The sequence below is a fragment of the Domibacillus indicus genome (genome assembly GCF_023715895.1).
In the GTDB taxonomy this organism is placed as follows: Bacteria; Bacillota; Bacilli; order Bacillales; family Domibacillaceae; genus Domibacillus; species Domibacillus indicus_A.
Window position 1 is genome coordinate 518227 of record NZ_JAMBOO010000001.1, and the last position, 13191, is coordinate 531417.

Here is a 13191-nt window from a genome sequence, read left to right on the forward strand (position 1 = left end):
CCCTTTTATTTTGTTGTGCTCACAAGCTCTGTTTCATATAGTTCTTTTCGGATTTTTTCACTTTCGATTACTTCTTTCCACGGCTCTTTTGTGACAGACAGCGCTTCGTCGATCCGGGCGTTCAGCGCATCACGCGTTGCTTTATCGGACAGAACTTCTTTAATATGGTCAAGGCCGACACGCTCTACCCAGGCCGCCGTCCGTTCAAGATATACCGCATCCTCCCGGTAATACTGCATAAATGCGCCTGTCATTTCCATTACTTCTTCGTTCGTTTTTACTTTGCAGAAAAGATCAGCTGCCCGCAGATGGGTTCCGCCATTTCCGCCAACGTATATTTCCCAGCCGCCGTCTACACCCACGACTCCAATATCCTTGATGCCAGATTCTGCACAGTTGCGCGGGCAGGCAGATACAGCCATTTTCACTTTATGCGGTGTTCCGATCCGCTCGAATTTCTTTTCCATCTGGATTCCCATGCTCATGGAATCCTGGGTGCCGAAGCGGCAGAAACTTTCACCGACACAGGTTTTAACCGTTCGTAATGTTTTTCCGTACGCATAGCCGGACGGCATATCCAAATCCGCCCACATACCCGGCAGATCCTCTTTTTTTACGCCGAATAAATCAATCCGCTGGCCGCCTGTTACTTTGATGAGCGGCACATTATATTTATCTGCTACATCAGCAATTTTCCTCAGGTCATCTGCTGACGTTACACCGCCATACATCCGCGGTACAACTGAATATGTGCCATCTTTTTGAATGTTGCCGTGCATCCGCTCATTCACAAATTTAGAGGCTTTTTCATCTTCGTATTCTTTCGGATTAATCATGCCTAAATAATAGTTCAATGCTGGACGGCACTTTGAACAGCCGCCGTCTGTTTCCCAGCCAAGCACATTCATCACTTCTTTTGTATGAGTCAGCCCTTTTTCGCGAATTGCCTCAACGACTTCATCACGGGAAAGCGTTGTACAGCCGCAGATCGCTTCTTTTTGGTTCGATGTGTCAAATCCATCTCCTAATGTATGGGCAAGCAGGTCTACAACTAGTGGTTTACAGCCGCCGCATGAACGAGATGCACTCGTGCAGGCTTTTACTTGATCCACAGTTGTCAGCCCGTCACGTTTGATCGCTTCCATGATGGTACCTTTTGATACGCCGTTACAGCCGCAGATCAATTCACTGTCATCCATGGATGCCACCAGGCTGGCTCCATCGGCGGCTTCTTCCGCCGCACCGATGTATTCCTCTACATCCGCTTTCTTATTAATCAGGCGAAGCAGCTTATTTCCCTCACTTGTGTCCCCAAACAAAACCGCACCGGCCATTTTTCCGTCACGGATTAAGATTTTTTTGTACACGCCTTTCCAGTCGTCAAACATTTTGATCGTTTTCGTTTCTTCATCCTCTACAATCTCACCGACCGAGAATACATCCACACCCGAAACTTTTAACTGTGTGGACAGGACGGAGCCTTCATAACCGGCAGCCGGTGTATCACAAATGTGCGCCGCCATCGCTTTGCCCTGCTCATAAAGCGGAGCCACAAGGCCGTAGACGACTTCACGGTGCTCGGCACACTCCCCAACCGCGTACACATCTGGGATATTGGTTACCATGTAGTCGTTGACGAGAATGCCCCGGTTTACGGAAATGCCGCTCTCTTTCGCCAATGATGTATTCGGCCGGATACCGACCGCCATCACGACCAGATCCGTTTCGATTTCTTCGCCGTCATTAAAGCGGATACCTTTTACCCGGTTCTCCCCTAAAATCTCGGCTGTCTGCTTCCGCATAAGGAAGTTCATGCCTTGCTTTTCCAGCTCTTTTTGAAGCATTTTGCCGGCTGTTTCATCGAGCTGACGCTCCATTAAAAAGTCGGCTAGATGAATAACGTTTACTTCCATGCCTAGATTCAAGAGCCCGCGTGCAGCTTCGAGTCCAAGAAGGCCTCCTCCAATAACGGACGCTTTTTTGAATTCTTTGGACGCACCGATCATTTTTTCACAGTCTTTAATATCACGGAATGCGGTTACGCCTTTTTTCTCATGCCCCGGCACCGGAATAATAAAAGGAACCGAGCCTGTCGCAATAATAAGTTTGTCATATTGGACTGTCCGCTCTTTTGTGGTATGAACACATTTTGTTTCTGTATCAATCCGCGTTACCCCTTCACCTGGATAAAGCTGAATGTTTTGTTCTTCGTACCAGTTCCAGTCGTTTAGCGTAATGTCAGCAATCGTTGTATCTCCTTGAAGGACCTTTGACAATTGAATGCGGTTATAGTTCGGATAGGGCTCTTCTCCAAAAATAGTAATATGAAACCGATCCGGGTTAATTTTTAATATTTCTTCAATAGACCGGACACCGGCCATCCCATTTCCGATTAGTACGATTTTCTCTTTTGTCATCTGAACATCCTCCTTGATGGCTGTTGATAGTGTTGATTATAGGAGACTTAAAAGAAGTAGTCACAATAAATGTTATATAATCTTACATAAAAATTAATTGTTAGAAAATATCACATATAATCGTTACATAAATTAACGTATTGATATATAATAGTACAGGTAATCCATTTCGAGGTGATTCCATGACAGATGAAGAGAAAAGCTATAAGACGAAAAAGGTTATTACAATTGGAATTGTGAGCGAATTAACCGGGTTGTCTGAACGCCAGATTCGCTATTATGAAGAACGCCAGCTTATTTTCCCTGACCGCTCAGAAAGAGGTACGCGAAAATACTCCTTTGGCGACGTGGAAACACTGATGGATATTGCCAACCAAATGGAAGATGGTGTCCGGACATTTGAAATCAGGCAGGAAATGAAGAAAAGACCAGATCAAGACAAATTAAAACGAAGCATGATCAAAGGCCAGCTGAATGCACGGTTCGGTATTCAAAACAAGTTCAAATGAAAAATCCCGGAATCTTCATCCTCCGGGATTTTTCATTTGAAAAGCTCGTTTAACAGAGCGCTGAATTCATTAGGGTGCCCTATAAAGCTATGGTAAAATGCAAGTAAAAAAGGATTAATAATATGAAGAAAGATACATGGGGCGCTCTCTTTCAACCTGATCAGCCTGAAGATGAGCAGTTCTGCCGCGAGCATGGTGAAACGCTGTTCGCCAGGCTTCGGTTTGTTTGTTTAATGGTTGTCCTGTCTCACCCGCTTTATTTAGCTTTGGATCTTTACTTTTTGTCAACGGGAGAAAAGAGATTAAACTTTGGGCATCCTCCCTTTTTACATTTTATTCCATCATTGATGTCGCTCACCTTTTTGCTGGTCCGTAAGCGGCTGATCCGGCGCCAGCAGTCTGGCAGGAGGTATGTGCTGCATTATGTATAGAGCTATTTTTGTTTTTATATTTTCATTGGCGCGTCCGGATCGTTAAACAGCCAATTTTTAACCGGCAATATTTACGCGTATTTAATTATTTTACTGGCAGCTTCTGTGATTTTTCCGATTCCCCCAAAAAATCCGCAGTCATGCTGGCCGGCATCCATGTTTTGTTTCTAGCTGGATTCATGAAAATTGGCGGTTTTTCACTTACATCTATTATGAATATGATTAATTCGACCGCCGCAGCCGGCATTGCTTTTTTTCTATCGTCCACCTTTTATTTCTATCGAAAAAAAGAGATGGAAAGCCAGCAGCAGCTTCAAACAAATGAAAAAACATTTCGCCTTTTATTTGATTTAGATCCGCATCCACTCATTCTGGCACGGCTTTCTAATTATCCGATTATCCTTTTTAATCAGCGGGCGTCTGCGTATTACGAAGGAACTCAGCTGCACGATAAAGGCACTGGCCTTCTTTTTAAAAATTCGTATGAGAAGCAGAATATCATTGATGTTTTACAGGAGAAAGGAAGCATCAAAGGATATTTGACGCCGCATTTTGATCCGGCGAAGAAAGACATTTGGATTATGCTGAGTGTGGAATTAGTTGATTATCTGCAGGAACCGTGCCTGCTAATCAGAACAACGGATGTAACGAACTTTAAAGCGGAAGAAGAAAAACTATCGGCGCATGCTTTTTTGGATGAACTGACAGGTATTATGAACAGACGAAAAGGGCTGAATGTCCTTTCCAGCCTGATGAACAGCCGCCAGGCTCAGCCCTTTACACTCTGCTGCATTGATATTAACGGATTAAAAACCGTTAATGACCGTTACGGCCATAATAAAGGTGACCATTTTATTAAAGCGATCTGCCGGGCAATTCAAAAATCTCTGCATGAAGAAGATCTTTTATTTCGAATGGGCAGGGATGAGTTTGTTATTCTTTTTCCCAATCAGCCGCCGGAAGCGGCCAATCAAGCCTGGAATGCCATTCGATTAGAGTTTGACTGCACCAACCAGGTCTCCCGGCAGCCGTACAAATTGTCGGCCAGTCACGGCATCTGCTATTACCACCCCGGCATGAATATTTCTCTTAAAGAGCTGCTAGAAACGGCTGATCAGGAAATGTATAAAGAAAAAAGAAGCCGGCGTCACAAGCCCTATACTCCTTCTTTCCAAAAATAACAAAAAACCAAACGAAGAACAGTGATGTTTTCGTTTGATTTTTATTTAACAGCCTGGTTTCCTCCCTTTGTTTTACCGATTTTCTCACACCTTATTCCATAAACTCATATAAAGTAAAGAGCTAAAAAGTATGGAATGGAGGCTTTGGTGTGAGCCGAACGAAACGATATGCTCTGGCGCTTTTCATGGATTTCGGGATTCTTTTTCTTTCTGTTGCGCTATCCTGCTTTGTTTTCTATGAAAACGGCAGAGGGCTTACATTTTCCCAACTGGCATACATCTTCGCCTTGTTTTGGGTAGTACTGACGATTGGATTTCATCTTTTTCACCATTATCGCCACTTGTGGCGTTTTGCTAGCATGGGGGAATCAAAGGTCATTGGAAAAAGCTTCACATTTTCCTTCGTAACAGGGGGCATGCTGCATCTTCTTTTTTCGGAGTGGGGGGTAACCACCCTGCCGTTTTCTTTTCTTTTTATAACTTGGACTGTTTCTCTGGCAGCCTTTTTATTTTCACGGCTGATTTTATGGTCTATAAATGAAAACAAGGGCATTCCCAATAAAAACGGAAAGCGGACACTTATTATCGGCGCGGGCAATGCGGGTATTTTAGTCGTGAAAGAGTTAAAAAAATCGACGGACCCTTTTTTATATCCCGTTGCTTTTATTGACGATGACCCTGAAAAAATTGGCCTGCACGTCCGGAATATGCCGGTTGCCGGCACAACCGGTGAGATTGAACGGGTCATTGAGCAGTTTCATATTGAAACAGCCATTATCGCCATTCCATCTGCTTCCGGAAGCGATATTGCCCGAATCGTAAAAAGCTGTCAAAAATGCGGCGTCACTGTCCGGATTCTACCGCGTATTACAGATATTATTAATGGCCGTGTTACACTGAGTATGATTCGTGAGGTCAACGTGGAAGATTTACTTGGACGCCCGCCGATCCAGCTGGATGCTCTCGGCATTTCTCATTATGTACAGGATAAAACAGTGCTGATTACCGGAGCGGGCGGTTCGATCGGCTCTGAAATCTGCCGGCAGATTTCTTCATTTCATCCAAAAAAAGTTCTTCTGCTTGGCCACGGTGAAAACAGCGTATATGCAATCGAAAAAGAACTTGAGCAGCTTTATCCTCACCTTCCCATCCAGGCACTAATTGGCGACATTCAGGATAAAAACCGGCTTAAACATATTTTTTCCACTTACCGCCCGCAGGTTGTCTTTCATGCCGCTGCACACAAGCATGTCCCTTTAATGGAACACAATCCGACGGAAGCCGTTAAAAATAACATCTTCGGCACGAAAAATCTAGCGGAATGTGCCGGTCAGTATGAAGTTGAAACGTACGTTCAAATTTCCACAGACAAAGCAGTGAACCCAACGAGCGTAATGGGTGCCACAAAACGGGTAGCCGAACTTATTATTCAAACATTGAATCAGCAGAGTAAAACGAACTTTGTCGCGGTCCGGTTCGGAAACGTACTGGGAAGCAGAGGCAGTGTAGTTCCTTTATTTAAAAAACAGATTCAAAACGGCGGTCCGGTTACAGTCACGCACCGGGATATGACCCGTTATTTTATGACGATTCCCGAAGCTGTACAGCTTGTCATTCAAGCAGGGGCGCTTGCAAAAGGCGGCGAGATTTTCATTTTGGATATGGGCAAACCGGTTAAGATCAGCGAACTGGCCCGTAACTTAATTACCTTATCAGGACTGACACCAGGCAGAGATATCGAGATCCGCTATACAGGTATGCGCCCGGGAGAAAAACTGTACGAAGAACTTTTTACAACAGAAGAAGGCCATACAGCTTCCAAGCATGAATTGATCTACATAGCCAGAACAACGAACGTATCAAAGATCGACCTGCCATTCTGGCTGAACCAGCTGGAACAGCTTGTTTACGAACCAGGAAACGAAGAAACCGATACAGCAATCAAATTCGTTTTAAAAGAAATCGTTCCTTCTTATCAGATTGATTTCTTTTTTTCATAACAAAATAAACTTCCTATCTTTATGATAAGTAACTGTCTTCTTGCTTTCTTGTTCGAATTACTTTAGCGGGAGTACCATACGCAACCCCGTACGGACCAATGCTTTGCAGCACCGTTGATCCAGCTCCAATAACGGTATGCTCTCCGATACTCACTGAGTGAATGACCTTGGCTCCAAGCGATACAACTGCACTATTTCCCGCTTTAACATTCCTGCCCAGCACCGCACCCGGAGCAATGCTGACAAAGTCACTAAGTATGCAGTCATGATCAACTGAGGAGTTTGTATTAATAATAGAATGCTCTCCTATAATTGTATTTCGGTTAATAACCGCACCTGCCATCACAACCGTACCATCTCCTATCTTAACATTGCTGCTGATGCAGGCCGATGGGTGTACGATGGAAACAAAAGAAAAGTCAGGGACGAGTTTGCGAATGGTTTCAACCGTTTTTTTCCGTGTCCAATTGTCCTCGATCGCCACAATACCTCCGCACACCTGTTTGCCCAATTTCAGCAAAGTAGAATCTGTCCCTACTATCCGATATCCGTATATACTCGTATTAACAGGACGAATCGTATCAATAATTCCATATATAGCGTATTTTCTTTCTTTTTCAATAGCATCAATAATGACGCTCGCATGTCCACCTGAACCGATGATGATGATTTTTTTCACACCAATCACCTCGCATTGTTTTACCAATGTATGCCGGCCTCTCAACTATATGCACTTTGTCTTTGCCCATACAAGACAGAGTTGCTTTTCCCAAAACAAAAAAGCCTTGCGAATACTTCGCAAGGCTTTTATAAATAGGTGCTCCATACAAGTATGGAGACGGCGGGAGTCGAACCCGCGTCCAAAGATAACGGCACCTGAGCGTCTACGGGCGTAGCTGCACTATTTCGGTCTCGCCGGCCCAACTGCCGCACAGCAGGCGTTTGGATCGGCCAGCCTGATTAGTCTCTTCTCTCATCCCCAGGCGGAGGAATTGAGCGTAGTCCGCTTAAAGTGAGCCCCTTACCCGACTGCACGGACAACAGCGGGAGGAGCACAGGCTAACCTAAATTAGGCAGCTTGTAGTTGAGTTTGTTGTTTGCCAGTTATTATAGGCAAGTGCGTTTTGACAGAGCCGACCCTCTGGCCCGCAGCCCAGGCTCGAACTACCCCTGTCGAATCCGTAACGTCCCCGGATTAGATTTGAACAGGATGTTCTGGCTTATGCTAAGAACATTTCCTGACAAAGTAGTATCGAAGCATAGCTGCTTCATCGTGACAGAATCTATCATACCACAAACAAACTAGTTATTCAACCCTTTTGACGATCACGGAAGGCGCGCTCAATATCGCGTTTTGCTTCTTTCTGCTTTAAATCTTCGCGTTTATCATATTTCTTTTTCCCTTTTGCAAGGCCAATTAACAATTTTGCATATCCGTCTTTTAAATAAAGTTTTAAAGGAACGATCGAGTAGCCTGCTTCTTTCGTTTCACCGATCAACGTATTAATTTGCTTCCGGTGCAGAAGAAGCTTTCGCGTACGGAGCGGTTCATGGTTATGAATATTTCCCTGCTCGTACGGGCTGATATGCATATTGTGGACGAACAGTTCGCCATTTCGAATGCGGGCGAATGAATCTTTTAAATTCACTCGTCCCGCCCGGATTGCTTTAATTTCGGTTCCTAAAAGCACAAGACCCGCTTCATATGTTTCTTCAATAAAGTAATCGTGGCGCGCTTTTTTATTTTGCGCGACCACTTTTCCTTCTCCCTTTGGCATTGACTCATCCCTACTTTCTTACTTGCGTTTCTTTTTCTTCGCAATTCCTTCGTAAAATTTACGTTTTTTCTTTTTTTTCGGCGGCTGGTTCGACCATTCGCCGCCTTCTTTCACATCTGGACGCGCCGGCTTTCTCGACGGTCTGTCTTCCCGTTTAATGGCTTGTGCTTTCTTGCCGCGGCCGCGCGGCTTTTTATCCGCTTTGCCCTCTATTCCAGCTGGACGCTGGCGCTGTTTTTTCATGCCCACGATTTCAAAATCGACAGACTGTTCGTCTTTATTTACATCACGCACACGGACGGTAATTTCGTCCCCAATGCGGAAGACATTGCCGGTCCGCTCACCGATCATAGCATAGTGGCGTTCATCATAACGGTAATAATCATCTGTCATATACGAAACATGAATCAGACCCTCAATCGTGTTTTCAAGCGCCACAAACATACCGAAGTTGGTAACAGAGCTGATAACCCCATCATACTCTTCACCGATTTTATCAAGCATAAATTCTGCTTTTTTCAGCTCGTCTGTATCGCGTTCTGCATCAACAGCCCGGCGTTCCATGCTGGATGTGTGATCAGCGATTTCCGGAAGGCGCGCATCCCACTTTTCCCGTGTTTGCGGCGTAAGATCACCGTTGACTAAATACGTACGAATTAAACGATGGACAATCAAATCCGGATACCGGCGGATTGGCGAGGTGAAATGCGTGTAAAATTCTGCTGCAAGCCCAAAATGCCCTAAGCTGTTCGCATTATATTTTGCCTGCTGCATGGACCGAAGCATAACAGTAGAAATAACTGTTTCTTCCGGCGTGTCTTTCACGTTTTCAATAATTTCCTGCAGGGCACGCGGATGAACAGAATTCGCTGTCCCTTTCACATTCAAGCCAAAATTCGTCAAAAACTCAAAAAAGCGCTGCAATTTATCTTCCTTCGGATCTTCGTGAATCCGGTATATAAACGGAACATCCATCCAGTGGAAATGCTCTGCTACCGTTTCATTCGCCGCCAGCATAAATTCTTCAATCAGTTTTTCGCCGACAGAACGTTCCCGAATGACCACATCAGTCGGATGCCCATCTTTATCTACAAGCACTTTTGCTTCCCTGAAATCAAAGTCAATGGCACCCCGGTCCGTGCGCTTTTGGCGTAAAATGGCCGCCAGGTCTTCCATTCGCTCAAACATCGGCACAAGTGCTTCGTACTTAGCGCGCAATGCTTCATCTTTATCAACCAAAATCCGGTTTACATCTGAATAAGTCATTCGTTCTGTCGTTCGAATGACGCTGTCAAAGATTTCATGGCTGACTACTTCACCAGATGCGTTAATTTCCATTTCGCACGACATTGTTAAACGGTCTACTTTAGGATTCAATGAGCAGATGCCATTGGACAAGCGGTGTGGAATCATCGGGATTACCCGGTCCACTAAATAAACACTTGTACCACGCTCATAGGCTTCCCGGTCAATCGGGGAGTTTTCGGTTACGTAGTGGCTGACGTCGGCAATGTGAACACCGAGCTTATAGTTTCCATTCTCAAGCTTGGTTACCGTGACCGCATCATCGAGGTCTTTTGCGTCCGCTCCATCAATTGTCACGATGACTTCATCGCGAAGATCCCGACGGTTCGCGATATCTTTCGGATCAATTTCATCCGGCACCGCATTCGCCTGCTCCAGCACTTCTTCCGGAAACTCCTGCGGCAGGCCGTGTTTATAAATAATCGACATAATATCGACGCCAGGATCGTTCTTATGCCCGATAATTTCTTTTACTTCGCCTTCTGCCGCCTGGCGCCCTTCCGGCCAGCGTGTGATATGGACAACGACTTTGTGGCCGTCAATCGCACCGGCTGTTTTTTCTTTTGGAATAAAAATATCAGCGGTAAATTTTTTATCGTCTGTTTCCACAAAGCCAAAGCTTTTTTTGTCGATGAACGTACCAACAATGTCCGTCTGGCCGCGTTCTAAAATACGGACAACAGTACCTTCCCGGCGTGTCCCGTTTTGGTCTTCTTTCGTCACACGGACAAGCGCGGTGTCGCCGTTTAGAGCTCCGTTCGTTTCATGCGGCGGAATGAATACATCATCCATTCCCTGCTCATCCGGCAGCAGGAAAGCAAACCCTTTTGCGTGTCCGGAAATCTTTCCGCGCACAAGGTTCATTTTCTCCGGCAGGCCGTATCGGTTTGCGCGCGTCCGCACGACTAAACCGCGCTCTTCCATGTACACGAGCGACTTAACAAAGTCGCGGAACCCTTCCGAGCCTTCAATGCCAAGCACTTCTTCAAGCTCCTGCACTGTGAGCGGCTTGTACGATTCTTCTTTCATATACGTCAGTAATCGATCGACGATTTTCTCTATGTGCTGGTCCATCTGGAACCCGCCTCCTTTTGCGAAGTTACACGGTCCAGTCAAGCGTTTGGAGAAAGGCAAGAATATCTGCATGCAGCTGCTCTTTTTCTTTATCCAGTGTAATCACATGACCGGACTCTTCGTACCACTTCAATTGTTTTTCGTCTGTTTCCACGCCTTCAAAAATCACATTGGCGCTGTTGGTATCAATCATTTTGTCGTTGCGTGCCTGAACAACAAAAACCGGTGCATAAATGTGGTCAATATGGCTGCGTACATCTTGTACAAGCTCACGAAGCGCCGCCAGCGTATTCATCGGTGTTTGTTTAAAGGCTTCTATTTCTTTTTCAATAACATCAGCGGATTTCCCTTCAAATTTCTTGAACCCGCGTGCGTATTCCACAACCCCATTGTACATCGTCTGCTCGTCTTTCATCGACATTGGGGCACACATTGGAATAATACCCTTTACAGGTTTAGTATAACCGAGTTTCAATGCAAAAACACCGCCGAGCGACAGTCCGCATACCGCAATTTCTTCATAGCCAAGGTTCAGCAGATGCTGATAGCCTTCCTCCACATCCTTCCACCAGTCTTCAGGACCCGTTTTCACTAGTTCTTCAGGCGGAACCGCATGTCCTTTATAGTGTGGTGCATGTGATGTATACCCATTTTTCTCAAGAAAACGGCCGATCATGCGCACGTCAGATGAATTTCCAGTAAAACCGTGTAAAAGTAAAACAGCCCGTTTTCCTGCTTCGAATGTAAATGGAGTTGGCAGTGTTAGTTTCATGTGAGTCAATCCCTTTCTTTTTTCGGATGATGAAGGCTTTGGGGCATAAAAAAAAGCGATTCAGCCGAATCGCCTTTTTTATTATAAACCAAAGTAAGAAAGCGCAATTGTTAAAACAAAAAACAGAACAGACAAAATCACTGTCAAACGATGCAGCACCAGGTCAATCCCGCGCGCTTTCTGTTTTCCAAACAATTGCTCCGCACCGCCAGAAATCGCGCCAGAAAGCCCTGAGCTTTTCCCAGACTGCAGCAAAACAACCGCAATAAGCGCAATTGCTACAATCACGAGCAGTACAATAAGCACTGTATGTAACATATTTTTACCTCCATCAAAGACGAACCTATAGATGAGTAAATTATATCATACTTTCTGCACACGCGCAAAAAAGCCCGGCGGCCGCCGGGCTTTCGTTTGTTCTTATTTTTTCAAGTTGTAGAATGTGTCGTTGCCAAGGTATTGAGCAAGTTCACCCAGGTTGTCTTCAATGCGAAGAAGCTGGTTGTATTTTGCTACGCGATCCGTACGTGACGGTGCACCTGTTTTAATTTGGCCAGCGTTTGTTGCAACTGCGATATCAGCAATTGTTGCATCTTCTGTTTCACCAGAACGGTGAGAGATAACCGCTGTATAGCCAGCGCGTTTTGCCATTTCGATCGCATCAAATGTTTCAGTTAATGTACCGATTTGGTTTACTTTGATTAGAATAGAGTTACCTACGCCGTTTTTAATACCTTCTGAAAGCTTTTTCGTGTTTGTAACGAACAAGTCATCACCAACAAGCTGTACACGATCGCCAAGGCGCTCAGTAAGCAATTTATGGCCTTCCCAGTCGTTTTCATCCAAACCATCTTCGATTGAAACGATTGGGTATTTGTTTGCCATTTCTTCGTACCAGTCAACCATTTCTGCAGATGTTTTCACAACGCCTTCGCCAGAAAGGTGGTATTTGCCGTCTTCTTTGTTGTAGAACTCAGAAGAAGCAGCGTCCATTGCCAATTTAACTTCTTCGCCTGGTTTGTAGCCAGCACGTTCGATTGCTTCGATAATTGTTTGAAGAGCTTCTTCGTTTGAACCAAGGTTTGGCGCGAAACCACCTTCGTCACCAACTGCTGTGTTCAAGCCTTTTTCATGAAGAACCGCTTTTAGGTTATGGAAAATTTCTGCTCCCGTGCGAAGCGCTTCTTTAAATGTAGGCGCGCCAACAGGCATGATCATGAATTCCTGGATATCAACGTTGTTATCCGCATGCTCGCCGCCGTTTACGATGTTCATCATTGGAACAGGAAGCTGCTTGCCGTTTACGCCGCCAAGGTATTCATAAAGGTATACACCATGGTAGTCAGCTGCTGCATGTGCAACGGCCATAGATACACCAAGGATTGCGTTTGCGCCTAGTTTGCCTTTGTTTTCTGTGCCGTCAAGCTCGATCATCGCTTTGTCGATACCGATTTGATCTGTAACAACGTAGCTTCCTACGATTTCTGGAGCGATTACTTCGTTTACGTTTTTAACAGCCTGCTCAACACCTTTGCCAAGGTAGCGGCCTTTGTCGCCATCACGAAGTTCTACTGCTTCGTATTCACCTGTTGATGCACCAGATGGAACAAGTGCGCGGCCAAATGCGCCGGACTCTGTGTATACTTCTACTTCGATTGTTGGGTTTCCACGTGAATCAAGTACTTCGCGTGCATATACGTCTGTAATTACTGGCATTGTTTATT

Annotated in this window: 11 protein-coding genes and 1 other RNA gene; 4 read left to right on the plus strand and 8 right to left on the minus strand. The window is 45.2% G+C overall.

From position 1 onward, the window contains the following. Window positions 1–5 precede the first annotated feature (5 nt). Window positions 6–2417: a nitrite reductase large subunit NirB gene (nirB, locus tag M3221_RS02715; protein ID WP_251270004.1), complete on the minus strand. Its 2412-nt coding sequence runs from the start codon at window positions 2415–2417 to the stop codon at window positions 6–8. Between the two features lie 182 nt (window positions 2418–2599). Here nirB and M3221_RS02720 point away from each other — a divergent pair, with 182 nt between their 5' ends. The 4 genes from M3221_RS02720 to M3221_RS02735 all read left to right on the plus strand — a co-directional run bounded on the left by M3221_RS02720 (window position 2600) and on the right by M3221_RS02735 (window position 6538). After that, window positions 2600–2926 carry a MerR family transcriptional regulator gene (locus M3221_RS02720; RefSeq protein ID WP_242231824.1) on the plus strand — a complete coding sequence of 109 codons (327 nt, stop codon included), beginning with the start codon at window positions 2600–2602 and terminating at the stop codon, window positions 2924–2926. A gap of 122 nt (window positions 2927–3048) precedes the next feature. Then, the gene (locus M3221_RS02725; RefSeq protein WP_251270005.1) at window positions 3049–3357 is read left to right on the plus strand and encodes a hypothetical protein; all 309 of its coding nucleotides are present in this window, start codon (window positions 3049–3051) and stop codon (window positions 3355–3357) included. Between the two features lie 8 nt (window positions 3358–3365). Then, on the plus strand, window positions 3366–4538 hold the full coding sequence (locus M3221_RS02730) for a sensor domain-containing diguanylate cyclase (RefSeq protein WP_251270006.1): 1173 nt from the start codon (window positions 3366–3368) through the stop codon (window positions 4536–4538). 149 nt (window positions 4539–4687) lie between these two features. Beyond that, window positions 4688–6538 carry a polysaccharide biosynthesis protein gene (locus M3221_RS02735; protein ID WP_251270007.1) on the plus strand — a complete coding sequence of 617 codons (1851 nt, stop codon included), beginning with the start codon at window positions 4688–4690 and terminating at the stop codon, window positions 6536–6538. Between the two features lie 19 nt (window positions 6539–6557). Here M3221_RS02735 and M3221_RS02740 read toward each other — a convergent pair whose 3' ends face one another. From M3221_RS02740 to eno, 7 genes are all read right to left on the minus strand, one after another. Continuing rightward, window positions 6558–7244, minus strand: coding sequence for an acetyltransferase (locus M3221_RS02740; protein ID WP_251270008.1), 687 nt, complete (start codon window positions 7242–7244; stop codon window positions 6558–6560). A 124-nt stretch (window positions 7245–7368) separates the two neighbouring features. Then, window positions 7369–7730: a transfer-messenger RNA gene (ssrA, locus tag M3221_RS02745) on the minus strand. 118 nt (window positions 7731–7848) lie between these two features. Next, window positions 7849–8316: an SsrA-binding protein SmpB gene (gene smpB, locus M3221_RS02750; protein ID WP_046174343.1), complete on the minus strand. Its 468-nt coding sequence runs from the start codon at window positions 8314–8316 to the stop codon at window positions 7849–7851. 18 nt (window positions 8317–8334) lie between these two features. Next, window positions 8335–10695, minus strand: a complete 2361-nt coding sequence (gene rnr / locus M3221_RS02755) for a ribonuclease R (RefSeq protein ID WP_251270009.1) — start codon at window positions 10693–10695, stop codon at window positions 8335–8337. Between the two features lie 25 nt (window positions 10696–10720). Beyond that, window positions 10721–11467: an alpha/beta hydrolase gene (locus M3221_RS02760; protein WP_251270010.1), complete on the minus strand. Its 747-nt coding sequence runs from the start codon at window positions 11465–11467 to the stop codon at window positions 10721–10723. An 81-nt stretch (window positions 11468–11548) separates the two neighbouring features. Further along, window positions 11549–11785, minus strand: a complete 237-nt coding sequence (gene secG, locus M3221_RS02765; protein WP_251270011.1) for a preprotein translocase subunit SecG — start codon at window positions 11783–11785, stop codon at window positions 11549–11551. Window positions 11786–11887: 102 nt separating this feature from the next. Further along, window positions 11888–13183 carry a phosphopyruvate hydratase gene (gene eno / locus M3221_RS02770; RefSeq protein WP_242231831.1) on the minus strand — a complete coding sequence of 432 codons (1296 nt, stop codon included), beginning with the start codon at window positions 13181–13183 and terminating at the stop codon, window positions 11888–11890. Between the last annotated feature and the right edge of the window lie 8 nt (window positions 13184–13191).